Consider the following 20478-nt stretch of genomic DNA (forward strand, 5'->3'; position numbering starts at 1 on the left):
GGAGCATGGATTTATTTGTTATCATTACTTCCCTTTTTACCATATCTGCTATTTTCAGTTTTATTAATGCACGTTTCATTAAACTTCCCGGAGTAATTGGCGTAATGATCATGGCAATTGCGGCCGCATTGATTACCATTTTTACCGGCCGGCTTTTTCCGGGCATCACGGCATTTGTAAAAGACCTAACGCATTCCATGGATTTTTCCAAAACACTGCTTGATATCATGCTTGGATTTCTGTTGTTTGCCAGTGCATTACATTTTGACATCAAAAAATTGCGGGAAAACATCAGGGGTATACTCGTCATAAGCACTGTGGGCGTAATCATATCTACCCTCCTCTTTGCCGGGGGACTCTTTTATTTACTTGAACTTTTCAAGATAGAAATACCTTTTATTTATTGCCTGGTTTTTGGAGCCTTGATTGCCCCTACCGATGCTGTAGCCGTGGCAGCCCTGCTTAAAAAGTCAAAAATGCCGCCAAGGCTGGAAACCATTATTTCAGGAGAATCGCTGTTTAATGATGGAATCGGACTGGTGCTTTTTGTGAGTTTCCTGGAGGTAGGATCAACACCCGATAAAAATTTCGAATTTTCGGAGGCCGCAGTGCTATTTGCTCAGGAAGTATTCGGCGGCCTTGCGTTGGGTTTGGTGTTGGGCTGGTTGGCATTTCAAATGATGCGCCGGATAGCCGACTTTCAAACCGTATTGCTGATTACCATTACCCTGGTGATGGTAATATCAGTAGTGGCGGGTATCTTACACGTATCTATTCCACTGGCGGTGGTTGCTGCCGGGTTATTGCTCAGTAGCAGTTCGCTCGAAAAGCATGGCACCACAGATTATAACGTTTATCTTGAGAAAATATGGAGCCTGATGGATGAATTGCTGAATACAATTTTGTTTGTGATGATCGGCCTTCAAATGGTCATCATGAAGTTCGACCTGATTTTCCTGTGGATAGGTCTTGCTGCTATTGTTATTCTTTTGCTTGCCAGGGCATTGAGCATCGTTTTCCCGGTAATTACCGTGCGACGCTCACTAAAACTTGATTATAACAGCATTACCATACTCACCTGGGGTGGCTTAAGGGGCGGTATCTCTGTGGCGATGGCTTTATCCCTCCCCGCCTCTCCGTACAGAGATTTGATTTTAACCGGTTGTTTCTGTATTGTGGTATTTTCTATTGTAGTGCAGGGTTTAAGCCTCAATGCTGTAGTGAACAGGCTGGTGACCAAGCCGGCATAAACTATATCCCTTCAAGTTAGGGCAAGTGCGAAAGAATTATTAAAACTTTTAAAGAAAAGGATGGTTTAAATAGGCATGGAAAACATCAACTTACTCATCATTCCTGCGGCCCGTAAAGGGGAGACAGCGGTATTACAAGAACTTATCCGCAGAAATGCAGACTTGAATTTTAGAGATGAGAAAGGTTACACGCCACTCATCATTGCCTGCTACAATAATCATATTGAAGCTGCAAGGCTTCTCATTAAGGCAGGTGCCGATATCGATGCGGCCGACTATGGTGGAAATACTGCATTGATGGGTGTAGCCTTTAAAGGGTATACAGATATTGCTGCTTTACTGATTGAAAGTGGTGCGAACCTGAATTTAAAACATGGTAATGGTGGTACTGCATTGATGTTCGCAGCGATGTTCGGGCGTAATGAGGTGCTTGAATTGTTATTGGCGAAAGGTGCCGAGATCAACCTGCAGGATCAGCGCGGGCAAACTGCGTTAGATTATGCCGCCATGCAAGGTAACGAGGCCGGTTTAGCGCGACTGGAAACGGCAGGCAGGCAATCGATTACTTAAAAAAACCTATCAGGTTTGTAAATAAGATATTTAAAAAGGGGGACGATTTGTCCCCCTTTTCCATAGGTATTATGCAGGGATTTTTCTTGGGTTCTCCCGATCCCAAAAACGGTGATTTGCAATCATATCTTTGAAAGTACGGGCCATCTTAGCAGTATCGCCCGAAACGATAATACCTTCACTCATAACAGTTTCCTGCGAATATTCAGCAGGGAGTTTTTTATGAAAATAAGTAGCTTCCAGTACCTGAATGGCATCTTCATCAGCAGCAATGGCCTTACAATGTTTAAATGCCTCATTCAGAAAATGTACTGCATTGGCTTCTGCTTCCAGAGTAGCTACCGAATTCGTTCCACCGGGTACATAAACCGCATCATATAATACGGATGCTGCTGTTAAAAAGCTTTCATCAGGAACGATCACCTGATCTCCTTTTGATATGATCTGTCCAAGTTTCGGTGCAATGACATGCACTATAGCACCTTCTTTAACCAGAGAATCTTTAACCTTTGAAAGAGAAACCTCGTCAACACCATCAGCAGCAAGGATTGCAATTTTTCGCGTGGCAATCGTGTCTTTAACTTTTCCAGCCATACTTAATGCCTCCGATTTTGCTAAACTACCCTGAGGATTAGCCGAAGCATAGTCCGCCCGATCCCCATCTGCCGGAATGCTGTTATTCAGATCTTCAAGAGCAATCTTGGGGATATGCAGTCCAAGGGCTACAGCAACTTCACCTGCAAGGCCTTTGTCTATCTGTACCAATACCGCTAACATACGCTCCCGGATAGCAACGGTTTTTACTTTACCAAGTTCGAAACTCAGCGCATCGATGATGTGATTTTTTTCCGGATCGCTCTGTGAATTGAAAAACAAGCGTGCCTGAGAAAAATGGTCGAAAAAACTTCTGCTCCGTGCCCTGATTTTACGGGCATCGATGCGTTCATTATAACTCACAAATCCACCGTCTGCAGCGCTTACCTGCTGAGGATCGTTCGCAGCAATTGCATTTGGACCGTAGCTTGTTTTGCCTCTGTTGATGGTTTGGCGCATGTACCCGTCGCGCTGGTTATTATGAACCGGAACTACCGGGCGGTTGATCGGAATTTCATGAAAGTTAGGCCCTCCCAAACGGATCAGCTGTGTATCGGTATAAGAAAATAACCTTCCCTGTAAAAGTGGGTCGTTGGTAAAATCAATTCCCGGTACCACATGTCCCACATGAAAAGCTACCTGCTCCGTTTCGGCAAAAAAGTTATCCGGATTGCGGTTAAGGGTCATTTTGCCTATACGTTGTACAGGCACAAGCTCTTCAGGAATTAGTTTAGTTGGATCAAGGATATCGAAATCATATTTGAACTCATCCGCTTCAGGGATAATCTGAACACCAAGCTCCCACTCGGGAAATGCACCGGCCTCAATCGCATCCCATAAGTCGCGACGGTGAAAATCAGGATCTTTCCCTGAAATATTTTGTGCCTCATCCCATGCCACTGCATGCACACCCAAAAGCGGCTTCCAGTGAAATTTGACAAAGTTTGATACGCCCTCAGCATTTACGAAACGAAAGGTATGTACTCCAAACCCTTCCATCATGCGGTAACTTCTGGGTAGGGCGCGGTCGCTCATGGCCCACATAATCATATGTGCCGATTCGGGCAACTGAGAGATAAAATCCCAAAAGGTATCGTGAGCCGAGGCTGCCTGTGGCATTTCATTATCCGGCTCGGGTTTAACGGCATGAATCAGATCAGGGAATTTTATTGCATCCTGTATAAAAAACACAGGCATATTATTTCCTACCAGATCAAAATTACCCTCCTGGGTATAAAACTTCACGGCAAAACCCCTTACATCACGAGCAAGGTCGGTAGAGCCTCTGGATCCGGCAACCGTTGAGAAACGCACAAATACAGGGGTTTCTGCTCCCGGATCGCAAAGAAAAGCAGCCCGGGTTAATTTTGATAAATCCTCATATACTTTAAAAACACCATGTGCAGCAGAACCACGGGCGTGTACAATACGCTCAGGAATGCGTTCATGATCGAAATGTGTGATTTTCTCCCGCAGGATAAAATCTTCGAGTAATGTTGCACCACGCTCCCCTGCTTTGAGTGAATTCTGGTCGTCGTTTATCTTTACACCATGGTTGGTGGTCATGGACTGACCACTGGAGTCGGCTACGAAACTTTCCAGTTTTGTAGTTTTATCATTTTCCTGCTGTGCAGGGCCTGTATTTTTCTGAGCAGTTTTTTTTGCCATTTTATGTTTTGTAGATTATCAATTGTACAACCGTCTGTTGTGCGGATAAGTTTTGTTTTTTTACATCTATTTTCTCCGGAATCCATCCCTCCGGAAGTGCCTGAGATTTTTATATGGAGCTTTACACAAACCCTTTAGAGGAATTAGGTTTAATGTCTGTCACTCCCATGAGAACAAACTGACTTCAGGCTTGTTCAGATAAAAGTAGCCGTTAACCTTGAAACGCCAGAAATTCCCTATGAAATTAAAACCGATAAAAATTACAACTGAACATCCGAGATGTGAATATCAAAACATCGTTCACACAAACCATATCCATGCTTTCCTGTCCGATGTGAAGAAAGGAGATTACCGTCTATGCTAAAACAACACGTAATCAAAGATCTGGCGGTAATCAGCGACCGGCATAGTTGTGCCTTGCTGGATAAGGACGGTACAATTTGCTGGTATTGCCCCGATCGCTTTGACGCCGCGGCAATAATGTCAACTCTCCTGGATATTGAAAAAGGAGGTTACTGGACAGTGAGTGCCGAAGGTAAGAACTTTCTCGACCGGCAGTATCAGGACCGGAGCAGTGTATTAAAAAACCACTATTCCATAAACGGAAAAGGCTTTACCCTTACCGATTTCATGCCATTGAATACGAAAACCAGCGGAATATGCCGCAGTTTTTCAATAGCACCTTTTGATATCGAAAGCACACTCATGATAGCGCCCCATTACGGAACCAAAACAACTACATATAAAGCGGCAGGACAAAACGTAGTGCATATTCCCGATAGTGGGCTCTATTTACATTGCAGTCATCCGCTAAGCATCGTGGATGACAGAATTTCGTTCGTGATCTGCAAAGGGGAGTCTGGCTGGGCTTACCTTGGTGCTGCCGAAGTTTTTACTGGTGAGGATATGTCAGTTTACCTTGATGAAACATTAAAAAACTGGGAAAAGGTTGAGGCATTGGTCAACTACCACGGACCTTATGAAAATGAGGTGCGTTATTCACTCCGGGCTTTACAACAAATGGTTTACGAACCCAGCGGCGGAATAGTTGCCGCAGCAACAACTGCTCTTCCAGAGGTAATTGGTGGCGCCCGGAATTATGATTACCGTTACGTATGGATGCGGGATGCGGCATTAATTACCTCATCGCTTACGCAGATTATCACTACGGGCGAGCTGGAAGAGAAATTCATCAGTTTCATATCGGGAGCGATGGAAAAAAATGAGGAAGATCATATTTCCTGTTTTTACAGCATTGACCAGAATAAACTATCTGCTGAAATCATAAAACTTCCGCTAAAAGGCTACTTCGACAGCCGTCCGGTGCAGATTGGCAATAGTGCAGCCACACAATACCAATTAGATGCCGAGGCAAACGTGCTGATTGCCTGTGGACTGATTTACAAAAAATTTAACCAAGTGACGCACTGGGACACTGTAAGCAAAATTGCTGACTTCATCTGCAAAAACTGGCAACGGAAAGATAATGGTATATGGGAAGAGGAACAGGTACAACATTATACCTCAAGTAAGGCCTTTGCCGCACGCGGACTTGAATTGATTGCACCCTACCAAACCGATCCGGTTAAAGCTGCCGAATGGCTCCATAATGCAGCTTTGATCCGCACCTTTATAGAAGAATACTGCAAAACAGCAGACGGGGCATATGCCGTACATGCCGGGTCAGAGAATGTTGACGTCACAGCCGCCTTATTTGCGCCTTTTGGAATCTATGAGGCACAAAGTGTCGCTATGGTGGCCACTATCACACGCATAGAACGTGATTACTGTGAGCGTAACCTTTATCGCCGCCACCTTCTGGAATTCGATTCATCAAAGGAAGGTGCGTTTCTGGCGGGCAGTTGCTGGATGGCACACTATTATGCTTTGGCAGGAAATCTGGAAAAGTCAAAGCAGATTTTAGATGCCGTACTTGGTTTCAGCAATGACCTGGGCTTCTTTGCGGAAGAAGCTGATTTGAACACTACACAACTCCTGGGCAATTTTCCGCAGACCTTTGTGCATTCGTCTTTCATTTGCGCGGCAAATGGCTATAAACAAGCATTAAGCGGTTTTGAAAGTATGGTATAAATGATTTCAGACTACCCATCAGTTTACCCGTAAATAAAAAACGCCCCTTCAAATGAAGGGGCGTTTTTATAGCTGGCGATTATGGATGTCCGCTACCTCCGGCCGAACCATAAATCTGTCCGGTGGCATAACTGGCATTGCTGTCGGCCAGCTGCACATATATAGACGCGAGCTCGGCGGGCTGCCCCGGGCGACCAAGCGGCGTTTGTGCACCAAACTTCTCGATGGCATCCTGAGGTTGTCCGCCACTGGTTTGCAGAGGTGTCCACACTGGCCCTGGGGCCACCCCATTCACCCTGATCCCTTTAGGTCCGAGCTGTTTAGCCAGCGACTTCACGAAAGCCACATTTGCCGCCTTGGTTTGGGCGTAATCAAATAAATTTTCAGACGGATCATAAGCCTGTACTGAGCTGGTTGCAATGATTACCGCACCTTCAGGTAGTAAAGGCAAGGCAGCTTTGGTAATCCAGAACGGTGCATAGACATTGGTTTTTAATGTCGTATCAAAATCTTCAGTAGTGATATCCAGCAGGGATTCAACCGCCTGCTGATGGCCGGCATTATTGACCAGAATATCAATACCCCCAAGTTTTTCGGCCGCCTGTTCTACCAGCAATGTACAAAATGATTCGATGGTAATGTCGCCGGGAATGCCATATCCTTTTCTTCCTGCAGCCTCAATTAAGGCCAGCACTTCGTCGGCATCTGATTGTTCCTGGGGCAGATAGTTGATTACCACGTCTGCACCTTCCCTTGCATAAGCTATTGCCGCAGCTCTTCCTATTCCGGAGTCCCCTCCGGTTATTAATGCTTTTCTTCCCAGTAAACGGCCTGAACCGACATAACTCTGCTCCCCATGGTCGGGGATTGGTTCCATTTTAGAAGCCAGTCCGGGCACATTCTGAGGCTGACGTGGAAAAGGGGGAACGGGATACTTCTTGTTTGGATTTTCTAATGTTTTTCGCTGTTGTTCAATCATAGGTATAAAATTATGGCCACAAAGGTCGGCTACTGATCACCTGGCCGTGGTGATCAATCCGTACATCAGGGTTAAATTACCCCGTATGATTTCAACAGCACTAAACGCTGATTTGTTCAGAAAATCTGACACCTTTGCGTTTTTAACAATTTTTACCGCAAAAAAGTACCGCTATCGTTGTTCATCTTTGAAACGCGAAAACTATTTCTGGCTGTTGTGGTTGTATGGTCTGTTAAACATGGCTTAAAACACAATAATGGAAAACTTTACTATGCTTCAATATTTTCAATGGTATTACCCCGCAGACGGGAGCCTTTGGAAGAAAATGGAACGGGAGGCTGAAGAACTTAAGACTTTTGGAATCGATACACTTTGGTTACCTCCAGCACACAAAGGCATGGATGGCGGCGTATCAACCGGTTATGATGTGTATGATCATTACGACCTTGGTGAGTTTAACCAGAAAGGGAGTGTAGCGACGAAATACGGCACCAGGGAAGAATTGCTGCGCGCAGTAAAAGCCGGACAAGCTGCAGGCTTACAGGTTTATATGGATATTGTACTGAACCACCTCGGCGGTGGTGATGAAACCGAAACCATCACGGTAAGAAAGGTGAACCCGGAAAACCGTAACGAATTTACCTCCGAACCCTTTGAGATAGAAGCTTACACAAAATTTACTTTCCCTGGCCGCGAGGGAAAATATTCACCTTTTCAGTGGGATTTTCAGTGCTTTACTGGTGTTGATTACGACGAAAAAACTGGAGAATCAGCAATATACAGCATACAGAATCAGTATGGTGAAGGCTGGCAGGATGTTCTGGATACGGAAAACGGAAATTACGATTACCTGATGCTATCGGATATAGACTTCAGGAACCCCAGTGTAGTGGAAGAGCTTAAACGTTGGGGAGAGTGGTTTCATGAAACAGTGGGTTTCGATGGCTTCAGGCTTGATGCCATTAAACATATGCCGGCAACATTTTATAATGAATGGCTTGATCATATGAGATCAGTTACCGGAAAGGAACTTTTTACCGTTGGTGAATATTGGTCGCCGGGAAAACTTGATGATATGTTGCGTTATATTGACGCCACAGAAGGCCGGATGTCTTTGTTTGATGCCTGCCTTCAGGCGAACTTCTCGAATGCTTCCAAGCAGGGAAATGAATTTGATCTTGCAACGATATTTTCAGGGACGCTGGTTGAGGCCAGACCTGAACTTGCGGTTACACTAGTAGAAAATCACGACACACAACCTTTACAATCCCTGGAGCAAACAGTCGACCTATGGTTTCGTCCCCTGGCCTACGCCATGATCCTATTGAGGGCTACAGGATATCCCTGCATTTTTTATCCTGATCTTTATGGGGCAAAATACAGTGATGAGGGGAATGATGGTGAAAAACATGAAGTAACGCTGGAAGCGATTCCACAAATTCAAACGCTCCTGGGGCTTAGAAAAAACAATGTTTATGGCACCCAACGTGATTATTTCGACCATCCTAATTGTATTGGCTGGACTGTAGATGGTGATGCTGACAGACCGGGTTCAGGTATTGCGGTCATCATCTCCAACGGTGATGCCGGATTTAAAGATATGGAAATGGGAAAAGAATTCGCAGGGCGGGTATTTCGTGACAGGCTAGGTAATATAGAACAGGAAGTGGTTATCAATGAGGATGGCTGGGGAACATTCCACTGCAACGGTGGAGGGGTTTCGGCCTATACTGCTGATTAGCGCAGATATTAAAAAAAATAAAGCGGTTGCAGCCAATGATTTATAGGTTTGCAACCGCTTTAGGTTTTACCTGGGTTTGTTACCACGTGATAAAAATTAACAAGCCATAACAGCTTTACTACTAAGCCTGTTCCAGCAATGGAAATTGCTTTCTCCACATTTCCATATAAGCACCTTTCTTTTTTAGCAATGCCTGATGGGTACCTTCCTCAAGAAGTTCTCCGCGCTTGAGTACTGCAATATTATCGGCATTCACCACCGTACTTAAACGATGGGCAATTAAGATAATGGTTTTGCCCGCTTCGCGCAGTAGCGATACAGCGTGATGAATGTACTCTTCGGAAGTAGAATCAAGAGAGGATGTTGCTTCATCCAGGATTAATATTTCAGGTTCCCTGTACAATGCCCTGGCAATAGCCAAGCGCTGACGTTGTCCACCAGAAAGGTTTGTGGCATTTTCTCCCAGATATGTTTCAAACCCCTGCGGCAGATGTTCAATGAAATCGAGAATATGCAGCTGTCCGCAGATGCGGATGATTTTTTTCATATCAGGTTCCATATCGCCGATGGCGATGTTTTCGATTACATTTCCGGCAAAAAGGTGCACATCTTGCGGCACTACTGCCACCAGTTTCCTAAGGCTAACGTTAGTGAGGTAATTGATATCATATTCCCCGATCATGATGTGACCCGATTGCAATGGATAGATATTTTGCAGTAGCGAAAGCAGCGTGGTTTTTCCGGAGCCACTTTCTCCAACAACGGCTGTGATTTTACCTTTAGGAACCTTTAAACTGAAATCTTCAAATACAGTAACGCGTGTACCATATCTGAAATTTACATTCCTGAATTCAATGTCGCCAATCATATCAGGGGTGAGCTCCGTACGGTTCTCAGTTTTTTCTCTCTCCAGATCCATGATTTCAAAGAGGCGGTCGGCGGCAATCCGGGCATCCTGGAATACTTTATTCATGCCGATAAGGCCAATTACAGGGCCTGTAAAATAGCCAATAATGGCGTAAAATGAAAGGAGTTCACCTGGAGTAATCAAATTTTGCAGCACAAAGCTGGCACCTGCCCACAACAAAATGACAGCAAAAATACTGGATACAAAACTACTGGCATTGCCCACCAGCAATGAGTTGGTCCCTGAAGTGTAAACGGTTTTCAGCAACTCAATAAAACGGATCTCTGTTTTGAGATTAGCAAAGTTTTCCAGCCCGAATCTTTTGATGGTACTCACTGAGTTTACTGATTCTACCAGCTGATTTTCCAGATCTGCGGTCTTCTCCATCAGTTTGCGCTGTGTACTACGGTTTAACCTGTTCGATATATAATATATGATGGCATACAGTGGGATAACAGTAAGCATAATCAGGGCGAGTTTCCAGTAGTAGGTAAACATCAGGGCAAAAGAAAAAATAAGGATAAATACATTTACCGCAAATCCAATCAGCACATCGTTGATGAAGGCCCTGATTTTAACAGCGTCATTCATCCTGGAAATAATCTCCCCCACCCTCATGGTGTCGAAAAACTGCTGGGGCAGATTGAGCAGGTGTTTGTAGTAACCCAATATCAGCCGGGCATCTATTTGCTGACCGGTTTTTATGGTCAGTAGTGTTTTGGCATAATTGATAAAAATCTGCAGTAAAATGATGATGATCATCACTGTTCCCATGAGATTAAGCAAATTGGTATTTCCTTCAGGCAATACATTATCTACAATTTTTTGAAGAAAAATTGAAGTTGATAAACCCAGAATAGTATAAAATATTGCACCAATGAGTACCTGAATCAGCACAGAGCGGTGGGGCATCAGGAGGTATAAAAATCTTTTTTCGAGCGAGATTCGTTCCGTTCCGGCAGTAAAATCATCACCGGGCAATAACATCACCAATACCCCGCTCCACTGACGGCGAAAGTCGTCGTGCGATATCCGCAGCATCTCACCAAAAGCAGGATCCATTATCTCAATATAATCTGAATGGATGCCATAAATAACTACATAATGATGAATGTTATTTTGCACCACATGCGCAATTACGGGAAGGGGAATGCTGAACAGATTTTCATAACCGGCCTTCACCCCTTTTGCAGAAAAACCCAGCCGGGAGGCAGCTTCAATCAAGCCCAACACATTTGTTCCTTTTTTATCGGTAGAGGCATACTGCCTGATCCGGGCAATAGGAAGATCGAGTCCATAATGAATACTGATGGAAGCCAGGCATGCGGCACCACAATCGGTTACATCATGTTGTTTCACTAACGTTCTTGCAGGCTTTTTGCCAGATGATAGTCTTCCAAATAATCGGCTAAACAAGTTGCGCTTCTTTGTCATAATTTGCTGATGGTAGTTTCCTGAGCTCCGCGTATCACATTTGGGTTGAGCCAATCGTCGGCTTTATCATATAATAATTGAAACAATGTTCTGCGGGTAACAAAAAATCTGGCCTGTAAAGTCATTCCCTTTTTGATTTTACCTACATAGCCATTTTTAAGATGGAGGCTGTTTTTATCGAGCAGGCAGCGAACCTTAAAAAAGGGTTGTGTACCACTTTGCATAAAGATGTCACTGGATATGGATACAATCTTTCCGGTGGCCATTCCCCATTCATTATAATTATAGGCATCGATCTGAAAGCGGGCTTTTGTGCCGATTTTAAGGAGGCCAATATCTTTTGGTGCCACATAGGTTTCGGCAATAAGACCTGAGTCTGGTGATATTTCTCCGAGGATTTCGTTGGCAGAAATGGAGCTACCCGGCTGTATCCCTTTCAATTCCTGCACAGTACCTGTTAAGGGTGCCTTTATGGTGTAGTATTCCTTTTCCTCATTATATTGTTTATCCTTAGTATTTAGCTGTTGATTCTGAATGTTCAACTGGTTTAATTCTGTTTGCCATTTACTTCCCTGATCCTCCCCAATGAGCGACAATTCATTAAAAACATTGTCTTTTTTCAACTTTACCTCATCATATTCCAGTGCAGACACCGCCCTTTTTTTATAAAGATAAGCGTATCGCTCATAGTTTTTCAGCGCAAGCTGGTAACGTGCCTTTGCTTCGGTTACCCTTTGCATAAAAAAACTATATTGTTGTCCGTAAACTCCTGATTTTAACGGCAGTTTTTTTGACCAGTCATTTCTGCGGTAGGCATTAATCAGTAAACCAAGGTCATGAAGCTGATCTGCGACATCCGTTTGCTGAAATTGATTGAGGGCATCCTGACTTTCAATATTCTCTTTCCTGATGGTAAGCAACACCTGCCCTGCTTTGACATGCATATTCTCTTTAATGTAAAGTGAGTCGATGCGCCCGGAAATCAGAGGTTTAATCTCATTGCGTTCTGCTGTTGGCCTGAACAATCCTGCACTTTTAACGTTTACATCTACCCTGATGAGGAACATGGCTACTAATGCGACTACTAACACCACCAGCAATACCTGATAAATGATTTTAGTGGCTGAGTGATGCGAATGAAAATGATATTCGGCCGTATTCTCGATAACTTCTTTCGGAAAAATGTATTTGTCGCTGTCCATATCTTGAAATATATACGCAAACAGACTTTTTTGGTTTTTGAAAAACCAAAAAAGGACTGTTTTAAACTAAAAAGTCCCGCATTCGCGGGACTTTTTAATAATCGGAATTTTTAAATTCAAATTAGCTGGTTAAGCTTTGAAATAAACCTTCTAAGCTTCCACCGATGTTATTTCCTAAAGAGAACGAGGTTTTACTCGATTCATCTCCATCAGTGGTTTCATTTGAGAATGATAATAAATTACCAATTCCCAGTGAGCCACCTAATCCACCTGCATTGGATGAATCATTGCCACCTAATAAACCACCACCGTTGATTTCTTTCATTTCGTTTAAATTTAACTCTTGAAGTTTCATAACGTTCTAATTTTAATAATGCCTACTCTGTTTGAGGTTTTCGGCTACTCCTTTTATTTAACCACCACTTGCGCAGTGTTATTATAGAAACGAGGTTAAGGGCGATTAAGTTTTTTACTTTTGTCCTTTAAGGAGTACTCAAACGAATAAATTAAACTTTTGAGTTGTGTCCTCAATTATACTAAGAAGCCTGCTAAACCGTTTTAACGCGTGCGTACACAATTCAGCTATATGTTGGATTATCAATCAGAAAAGTTACCATAGAAGACAGGCATACGCACAACCTCAGGTTTTACCGGCATCATTTGTGCCAAGAATAATTAATCAAACACCTGTCATGAACAAACAAACGCTAGACGAGAAAAGACAACTTATCAGATACTTTTCGGAATACTGCGACGTGCCCATAGAAATGGAGAACCTGATTATAAAGGAAACCGCTATAAAGCATTTTAAGAAGCGTAAACACCTGATCGGCCCTCTGGATGATTTACCTGATATGTACTTTATTTTATCGGGGGCAGTGCGTGGCTTTGCGAAGGATGATGATGAAGAAGTAACCACCTGGTTAAGTACCGAAGGACGTATTGTAGGGTTAACAGTGTATCCAAAACAGTTCAAAGAAGATAAACCGCAACTGATAGATGCCATTGAAGATACACGTACCATCCAGATTCCTAATGCCCTGATCAGAACTTTGTTTGCCCTGTTTCCTGAAATGAGTATCATTGGACGAAAGCTACTCTGGCTACATTATCATGAAGCTGAAGAACGCAACTTGCTGATCAGACTGGCTAAAGGTGAAAAAAGATTGAAAAGGCTGCTCGAAATTCAGCCCGATTTCTACTACCGAATCCCCCTGAAGCACCTGGCATCGTATCTTGGGATGCGCACAGAAACGCTGAGCCGACTGAGAACCAACCTTACGTTCTAATCTTAACCCGCTGCCGGTGGGTTTATAATTTTATTGAGTCCGATAATATGTGATGCTCTCCCATAGATATCGTATCTGGGTTTGCCAAACGCACGAATCCAGTGTGTTGTTCCATCGGCCCATTTCACTTCATACTCGGCCTGATAAACGGTATTATTTTCAATGGCTTCCTGTACGGCCTGCTTAATCTTTTGCCTGTATTTCGGAAGCATGGCATCGAAGAGGTCGGAATAATGGAATTCATCGTCTGCAGCATAGCCATAGTTGTTTTTGAACTGATTGTTGGAAACCATTTTACCGGTTGAAAACTCTACCACTGTATATCCCATACCACCGGCATCAATGGCACTCGTTAATACAATATTCGCTTCCTCAACCATTTGTTTGGCAACAACCTGTTCAGTTACATCAGCGAGGATGAAGATTACATGATCGGTTTTATCGGCTAAACCGTCCAGAGGTTGAAGGGAGACATTTGCATAAATGCTTTTCATGCGATTTCCATTCCAAACCTGCAGCTTCACTTCATTGGCCTGAAAACCTTTTCCCGATTCATAAACCTCATCAATCATTTTCAAAAAGGTCTGACCATCTACATCCGGGATAATATCTTCGAGTGGCTGCCCGTTAATATCTGTATGATCAGTCCATATATTAACTAAAGCAGCATTTGCCCTTTGAATGATTTTATCTGGGACAGAACAAATACCAATGGCAACAGGTGCCTGATCAAAAAGGATTTCAAAGTGCTCCTGCCTGTTTTCGAGAACAGAATTTGCCTGTGTCACCTGGGCTTTAAATTCGACCAAATGATCTTTTTCTGCAACAATTTCATCTGTTGTGCTGAGTAACCTGGCATGATCTTCCTTCAGCTTCTGCTGATTTAGAGCGATGAGTCTGAGTTCTACCCTGTCCAGTACCACCTTAGCAAGCCCCAAAAGGATTTGCTGCTTCTGCTCATCAAATTCAATGGTTTCCTGATTGAGCACACATATTGCACCGATACGGAAACCATCGGCAGTAATGAGTGGCGCACCAGCATAAAAGCGGATCCCAAAAGGATTATCTTTAAAACGGGGAATGGTATGAATATCTTTTACTATGGTTACCCCTTCATTCATCATAGTGTTGGTACAGATACTTTCTGACCGTAGCTCACCAGGTTCCTGCCCCAAGCCAACATTGGCTTTATAAAAAACTTCTTCAGCGCCGATGAATGATATGAGGCAGACAGGCAAATCAAAAATCTGACAGGCCAGCCTGGCCAGGTCGTCAAAAGCTTCTTCAGGCAATGTATTGAGAATTTTATAGCGATAGAGCGCGTTCAATCTTGCAGCCTCATATGCTGCAGAAGTGCCTTTGTTTTGGTGTTGTTCCATTTGGGATGAACTATAGTCGAACAATATAACGTAAATTATACATAATGAGTTTTTATTTATCAAAAATTAACACTGACGGACACCTGATAACAAAAAAGCGTTACCGGTTTTGAACCAGTAACGCTTATCACACCAATACCTTTAAAAATTAAGGATTTACATCGAGTATTTTTCCGGCAATATCTTCCCACCGATAGAAATGAAAGGTTTTATCATCGCTCATTGCCACCAAAAGGCCATGTTTAAAATCTGAATTAAGTGGTACCGATACCACATCAATTCCATCTGTTTGGTTCGCCGAATATTTTATAGTCGCAATTAGCGGGTGTTTATCTCCTGTTCTGCCATACACTTTCAGCTGCTGTGCACCCTGGTCTGAAACCAGCACATAACCTTTATTTCCGGCAGTCTTATAAATGGCAATCCCCTCATTATCGACCGCAAAATCACCTTCCCCAAATAAGGCCAGCTCTTCATTCCCTTTTGCCGGATCGGCGTAATATTTCCTTACGCCAAACTGCTCATCGCAATAGTATACATAACCGAGTTCATTATCAACAGCGATTGCTTCGATCTCTTTCTTACCACTATACTTTCCAAACTTCCTTACCAGATTGGCTTTCACAGCTCCCTTACCATTATCAGTCAGTTCGTATTGCCACAAATAGCTTCCTTCTTTTGGTCCTGTTTTGCGACCTACAATCGCATAAATCTTTCCCTGTGGATTGGTATACATGGAGATGCCCATTAAATCGCGGTATTCTACACCTGTTTCGCCTTCAAAAACGGGGATGCCGCCATTGTCGACAGGCTTCATATCCGGGAGTGAATAGATCCTGAGTTTATGGGTATAGCGCTCAGTTGTGATGGCAATATCGGTTTTTTTACCGCCGAGGTTTATACCATACGCGATATCTACATTGTCGGGTCTCTTCAATCCCCTGACAGTTTTAGTCGCGATAATCTTTCCCTTTAAGTCGAAAACATACAATCCGCCATTGGCATCTTTATCAGTACCGATTACCAGTGATTTTGCCGGATCGGATGGGTTGACCCAAATGGCCGGATCATCGGTATCAAAGTCTACAGGATCGGATATATACAAGGGTTTAACGGCCTTAGCATCCGTTTTTTGCGCCTGCCCATTACATGAAATGGTGAGGCCTAATATTGCAATCGCTGCAATGTTGATTATTTTATTGTGCTTCATTCTAGTTCTTAGTACCATAAGCGCCCACATAAGTTGCTGGTGCTGGTGATGTATAGGTTATTCCGTTTTTCATTACAATACCGGCCTGGTGATGACGCGTAAAAGTAGTAATTCCTTTTCCAAGCGCAGGTGAATTACCCTGGAGGTGAAAGTCCCAGCTGGTATTGAAATCTGCATTGTTTACCGAAGTACTTACCGGATAATTAACAAACTTAGGATCATTTGCCCCTGCAACAGTGCTGATCACATCATTTTTGCCGCCGATTACATCGTTTGATCCAGGTTGAAACTGATTAACAGTAGTCTGATCGAAACCATAATACCAGTTGTTGCTGTATGCCGAGCGGCTGTCTTCGGGTTTTTTAGGATCTCTTTTAATTCCGAAGCGTGTATTGGCAAAAAGGTTATTATACAAGTCTGCCCTCACCGTGCTTTCTAACCATACTGATCCGCCTTTGGCAGTTGGTCTTCTCCAGCCGGTATTTACGAAGGTATTATTATAAGCAATAATGTAGGTTTGTGGTGTTTTGTCACCCGTATTTGATAGTTTAAGCGCATTGGTATTGGTGCTGTAAACGAGATTATAGCCGATATCTGCCAAACATCCTGATTTAAAGTTCATGGCTTCACCACCGGTAACACCTGTGGTATAGAAGACATTATTTGCAAAAATAATTTTACCGCCTTCAATGTAGGTACAATCTTCCTGAAGGTTCCTGAATATGCTGTTTTGAACTACCAGTTTACCTTTTGCATTTGAAAACCACAGTGCAGGAAGATTTTCGCCGGCAACGGCTTTATATAATCCCATTTTTACCGATGTTGAAGCATCAGAAGTAGTTGAACCTGCATATTCAATTATGGTATAATCAAGCACCAGCTCTTCGCAGGTTGGCCCGGCTAAAATACCTCCCCACAATTTACCGAATTTCTTTAGGGTAGTTTTATATAGATCGCCCACGGTAAATTTAACGGGATTATCTGCTGTGCCCAAAGAATATAGATTTCCTTTTACAATAATTTCCGGTTTTGCCAGCGTATCCATCAACACGGTTACGCCTTCTTCAATCGTCAATGTTTTTCCTTCGGGGATAATAATATCGCCTTTGATTACCTGGGTGCTTCCCCTGGCCCAAACTCCCGATACTTCGCCAATCGCCGATCCGTCCACAGCAGTTGTATCCACGTCGATATTCGCTTTTTCACATCCGCTAAGTGTCAGTACAAAAAGGATGAGTATTGTAAAAAACTGATTCGTTTTCATGTCTTTCTTATTTATCATTATTAGTTAAACTTATATCTGAATCCCAATAGGTAACTTTGACCGTAGTAGTCGCTTCTCACCAAAGTATGGCCGTCTTTTACCAGGTCTTCGGCAATTTTATTGTTCTGGGCATTGGTACCTTTGATGTAAAGTTTGGTTGGTGTATTCAATATGTTATTGGCTTTTACAAAAACACTAATTCCACCCTTAAAACGTTTTTCGGCCGAAGCATCCATTTGCACAAAACCTTCCTGCCATAAATCATTGTTCAAAAACTGCGAAACAGTATTGATACGCGGCCCGGTATAGGCACCTGCTACCTGTGCATCCCAGCCTTTTTTGCTGTCCTTGAATAAAAAGGATACATTGGCAATATGCTCAGACTGGCCATACAGCGGACGTGTCTGATCAACAGTAATAGCCTGGATATCGCCTGTAGTGGGGTTAATAATCCTTGTTGTTTTTGGTGTTGTAATGCGTGAATGTGTATAGGTATAATTGGCCTTCACTCCTATTTTGCTGAAGTATTTGATGTAATCAATTTCAGCTCCGTAATTATTGGCTGTACCAAAATTCCCTGGAGTATAATAAATATCCTGTCCGCGTGTCGCATCAGCCTGAAAAGTGTATTCGATCGGATCTTTTATCTTTTTATAAAAAGCACCAACTAACAATTGTTCTGAAGCACCTGGAAAAAATTCGTAGCGTAAATCGTAATTATCGGCCAATGCCCGTTTAAGATTTGGATTGCCACGTTCCTGAAATTCTTCATTTACAACCTTTCCCGGTACGATTTCATAAAAACCCGGACGGTTCAGCGCTTTATAATAGGAAGCGTGTAACTGTGATTTCGGACTGAGAAAATACTTGGCAGTTAAACTGGGTAACACATCCGTGTAGACCTGCCCACCTTTGGGATAGCTCTCTCCGGCTGGAAAAAGCAGATTATAACCCTGATTGGTGTGCTCAACCCTTGCTCCTCCGGTTACTTCGATTTTCTTCGAAATATATTTAAACATACCATATCCTGCACCGATTTTCTCCGATGCATCGTAGGTTAATGAATTAGCTACCGCTCCGGTAGGATTGCTTACTACCAGGTTCAGATCGGTATAGTTCTGATAGTTTGTACCATAAACTTTACCTGCATCTGCTGCATTTGGTGCAAGGTTATAATTATTGAAGAAACTGCTACGTTGTTTATCGCGGTATAAACCACCTGCCATTACATCGATTTTATCATCACCAGCCTTAATGCTGTAGCTAAGATCAAGATATCCGGCAAGGTCCTCATCTGTATTGCGCTCCCATCTGCGGGTACCCGGATTGGTATTCACCAACGTTGTACGACGGCTCTGGAAATTTTGCTCCAAACCATTTAAACTGATACTGGTATTCTCGGGAACATCATTTTTAGCTGATGAATATACCGCCGACCATTGTACTTTAAATTTTTCATCAAAGAATTTATGATCTCCATGTAAAGTGCTGTTATAAATCTGCTGTTCGGTTAAGCGACTTCGGGTATTGTAAACCAATTCAGCATTTCCTGCTGTCGGATTATATACCCCGTTATAAGTAGTGGTTACCGCATCGCGGAGCTGCTCATTTTTTAAGTTTACATAGACATTGTATAAACTTAACTGATGGTTCTTGTTAAATATATAGTCTATCTTACCATGTAAGCCCAGCCGCTGCTGCTGTTCAGAAAACTCACGGTAGGTTTTACTGGTGATTACCGAATAGGCATCGGTTCCGTTAACAGCAGTATTGTAAAAATTACTGTTGCTACCACGATAGGTATTCTGATAACTGCCAGCGAGCACTACACCGAGTTTGTTATCCAGAAACCTTTGACTTAATGATAAACTGCCAATCAGGTTAGGTGCCGGATTTTTGTATTTATAATCCAGTGTTCCTTTGGTAAAGTCGTTTTGAGTAGCATTATAAGTTTTACCATTGAGTTCGTAAGGCGATTTATAATTTATGCCTGATGAATTGAAACTGGCAAACTTACGGTCGAAAAATAACTGGCTGTATCCCGAAGAAAGGTTTGCATTCACCTGGAATTTGCCTGGTGCATTTTTCATGACCATATTGATTGCACCGCCTATGGCATCTCCTTCTAAATTTGGTGTTAAAGTTTTATATACTTCCAAACGATCGAGTAAATCAGACGGAAAAAGATCAAGGGGAACATAGCGGTACTTATTATCGGGACTCGGGATTTTTACACCGTTTACCAGCGTATAGTTATAGCGCTTGTCCATACCGCGTAGAATGGCATATTGTCCGTCTCCATTGCTATTGCGTTCAATAGATACACCTGAAACCCTTTGCATCACATTGGCTACCGTTAGATCAGGTGAGATTTCTATAGCCCTTCCTGATACGATGTTCATCACCTGTGTTGCATTTTTCTCCAGCCTTCTGGCCCCCTGATCGGTAGAACTCACGGCGTTTGATTTAATGGTTACATCGTCGAGGCTTTTTGAATCGCTCTCCATATAAAACTTCAGGTGATCATTGTCTTCTTTAAGCACCACAATACTTTTGGTGATGGTTTTGTAAGTGATGTAGCTTACGCTGATGTTTGCGGGCCCTGTTGCTACCCCTTTAAATTCAAAAGTTCCATCCAAACCAGTATTGGTAATCCGCTTTGGATTTTCAAGCACAACAGTTGCACCAACGATGGCCTCGCCCGTTTGCTTATCGTAAACATGTCCTTTAATTTTTGTAGCATTGGCTGTGCCGGCACAAAATAAAAGGAGAAATAGCATTTGTAAAAGTTTGTTCATTGTGTTTGGTAATGTCATCTGTTTTTATCGACAGGCAAAGGTGTTTTTATCAGTTGAAACGGGAAAATATTTAGGGTTACATAAAGGCAACATCGTTACCAG

General features: G+C 43.0%; 14 protein-coding genes. 5 read left to right on the forward strand and 9 right to left on the reverse strand.

Annotated features, from left to right (window positions below; genetic code table 11):
* Positions 1-5: 5 nt before the first annotated feature.
* The gene (locus AB669_RS17510; RefSeq protein WP_047800636.1) at positions 6-1250 is read left to right on the forward strand and encodes a sodium:proton antiporter; all 1245 of its coding nucleotides are present in this window, start codon (positions 6-8) and stop codon (positions 1248-1250) included.
* 75 nt (positions 1251-1325) lie between these two features.
* Positions 1326-1820: an ankyrin repeat domain-containing protein gene (locus AB669_RS17515; protein WP_047800637.1), complete on the forward strand. Its 495-nt coding sequence runs from the start codon at positions 1326-1328 to the stop codon at positions 1818-1820.
* Between the two features lie 69 nt (positions 1821-1889).
* On the opposite strand, the gene AB669_RS17520 is transcribed toward AB669_RS17515, so the two are convergent.
* Positions 1890-4082 (reverse strand): catalase, encoded by a 2193-nt coding sequence (locus AB669_RS17520; RefSeq protein ID WP_047800638.1) that lies wholly within the window; start codon positions 4080-4082, stop codon positions 1890-1892.
* Positions 4083-4439: 357 nt separating this feature from the next.
* On the opposite strand from AB669_RS17520, the gene AB669_RS17525 reads away from it, so the two are divergent.
* A complete protein-coding gene (locus tag AB669_RS17525; protein ID WP_047800639.1) occupies positions 4440-6173 on the forward strand; it encodes a glycoside hydrolase family 15 protein in 1734 nt (577 codons plus the stop codon).
* Positions 6174-6252: 79 nt separating this feature from the next.
* On the opposite strand, the gene AB669_RS17530 is transcribed toward AB669_RS17525, so the two are convergent.
* Positions 6253-7152 carry an SDR family oxidoreductase gene (locus AB669_RS17530; RefSeq protein ID WP_047800640.1) on the reverse strand — a complete coding sequence of 300 codons (900 nt, stop codon included), beginning with the start codon at positions 7150-7152 and terminating at the stop codon, positions 6253-6255.
* 256 nt (positions 7153-7408) lie between these two features.
* Here AB669_RS17530 and AB669_RS17535 point away from each other — a divergent pair, with 256 nt between their 5' ends.
* On the forward strand, positions 7409-8893 hold the full coding sequence (locus AB669_RS17535) for an alpha-amylase (RefSeq protein ID WP_047800641.1): 1485 nt from the start codon (positions 7409-7411) through the stop codon (positions 8891-8893).
* Positions 8894-9014: 121 nt separating this feature from the next.
* Here the strand turns inward: AB669_RS17535 and AB669_RS17540 are convergent, their stop codons facing one another.
* The 3 genes from AB669_RS17540 to AB669_RS17550 all read right to left on the reverse strand — a co-directional run bounded on the left by AB669_RS17540 (position 9015) and on the right by AB669_RS17550 (position 12791).
* On the reverse strand, positions 9015-11234 hold the full coding sequence (locus tag AB669_RS17540; protein ID WP_047800642.1) for a peptidase domain-containing ABC transporter: 2220 nt from the start codon (positions 11232-11234) through the stop codon (positions 9015-9017).
* Complete coding sequence (locus AB669_RS17545) at positions 11231-12436, reverse strand: HlyD family secretion protein (RefSeq protein WP_047800643.1); 1206 nt, start codon at positions 12434-12436, stop codon at positions 11231-11233. The genes AB669_RS17540 and AB669_RS17545 overlap by 4 nt, the downstream gene beginning before the upstream one ends.
* A 121-nt stretch (positions 12437-12557) precedes the next feature.
* Positions 12558-12791 carry a hypothetical protein gene (locus AB669_RS17550; protein WP_047800644.1) on the reverse strand — a complete coding sequence of 78 codons (234 nt, stop codon included), beginning with the start codon at positions 12789-12791 and terminating at the stop codon, positions 12558-12560.
* 337 nt (positions 12792-13128) lie between these two features.
* On the opposite strand from AB669_RS17550, the gene AB669_RS17555 reads away from it, so the two are divergent.
* On the forward strand, positions 13129-13725 hold the full coding sequence (locus tag AB669_RS17555; protein ID WP_047800645.1) for a Crp/Fnr family transcriptional regulator: 597 nt from the start codon (positions 13129-13131) through the stop codon (positions 13723-13725).
* A 2-nt stretch (positions 13726-13727) separates the two neighbouring features.
* On the opposite strand, the gene AB669_RS17560 is transcribed toward AB669_RS17555, so the two are convergent.
* From AB669_RS17560 to AB669_RS17575, 4 genes are all read right to left on the reverse strand, one after another.
* Positions 13728-15104 carry a PAS domain-containing protein gene (locus AB669_RS17560; RefSeq protein WP_047800646.1) on the reverse strand — a complete coding sequence of 459 codons (1377 nt, stop codon included), beginning with the start codon at positions 15102-15104 and terminating at the stop codon, positions 13728-13730.
* Positions 15105-15252: 148 nt separating this feature from the next.
* The gene (locus AB669_RS17565; protein ID WP_047800647.1) at positions 15253-16314 is read right to left on the reverse strand and encodes a phytase; all 1062 of its coding nucleotides are present in this window, start codon (positions 16312-16314) and stop codon (positions 15253-15255) included.
* A gap of 1 nt (position 16315) precedes the next feature.
* The gene (locus AB669_RS17570) at positions 16316-17578 is read right to left on the reverse strand and encodes a hypothetical protein (RefSeq protein WP_047800769.1); all 1263 of its coding nucleotides are present in this window, start codon (positions 17576-17578) and stop codon (positions 16316-16318) included.
* Between the two features lie 20 nt (positions 17579-17598).
* Positions 17599-20376 (reverse strand): TonB-dependent receptor, encoded by a 2778-nt coding sequence (locus AB669_RS17575; RefSeq protein WP_047800648.1) that lies wholly within the window; start codon positions 20374-20376, stop codon positions 17599-17601.
* Positions 20377-20478: the final 102 nt, after the last annotated feature.

It is taken from the genome of Pedobacter sp. BMA, assembly GCF_001027745.1.
GTDB lineage: Bacteria > Bacteroidota > Bacteroidia > Sphingobacteriales > Sphingobacteriaceae > Pedobacter.

Coding starts and splice junctions, on each gene's coding strand:
- AB669_RS17510 (WP_047800636.1), top strand. CDS start 6: ATGGATTTATTTGTTATCATTACTTCCCTTTTTACCATATCTGCTATT.
- AB669_RS17545 (WP_047800643.1), bottom strand. CDS start 12,436: ATGGACAGCGACAAATACATTTTTCCGAAAGAAGTTATCGAGAATACG.
- AB669_RS17540 (WP_047800642.1), bottom strand. CDS start 11,234: ATGACAAAGAAGCGCAACTTGTTTAGCCGATTATTTGGAAGACTATCA.
- AB669_RS17515 (WP_047800637.1), top strand. CDS start 1,326: ATGGAAAACATCAACTTACTCATCATTCCTGCGGCCCGTAAAGGGGAG.
- AB669_RS17525 (WP_047800639.1), top strand. CDS start 4,440: ATGCTAAAACAACACGTAATCAAAGATCTGGCGGTAATCAGCGACCGG.
- AB669_RS17575 (WP_047800648.1), bottom strand. CDS start 20,376: ATGAACAAACTTTTACAAATGCTATTTCTCCTTTTATTTTGTGCCGGC.
- AB669_RS17530 (WP_047800640.1), bottom strand. CDS start 7,152: ATGATTGAACAACAGCGAAAAACATTAGAAAATCCAAACAAGAAGTAT.
- AB669_RS17565 (WP_047800647.1), bottom strand. CDS start 16,314: ATGAAGCACAATAAAATAATCAACATTGCAGCGATTGCAATATTAGGC.
- AB669_RS17520 (WP_047800638.1), bottom strand. CDS start 4,082: ATGGCAAAAAAAACTGCTCAGAAAAATACAGGCCCTGCACAGCAGGAA.
- AB669_RS17570 (WP_047800769.1), bottom strand. CDS start 17,578: ATGAAAACGAATCAGTTTTTTACAATACTCATCCTTTTTGTACTGACA.
- AB669_RS17550 (WP_047800644.1), bottom strand. CDS start 12,791: ATGAAACTTCAAGAGTTAAATTTAAACGAAATGAAAGAAATCAACGGT.
- AB669_RS17535 (WP_047800641.1), top strand. CDS start 7,409: ATGGAAAACTTTACTATGCTTCAATATTTTCAATGGTATTACCCCGCA.
- AB669_RS17560 (WP_047800646.1), bottom strand. CDS start 15,104: ATGGAACAACACCAAAACAAAGGCACTTCTGCAGCATATGAGGCTGCA.
- AB669_RS17555 (WP_047800645.1), top strand. CDS start 13,129: ATGAACAAACAAACGCTAGACGAGAAAAGACAACTTATCAGATACTTT.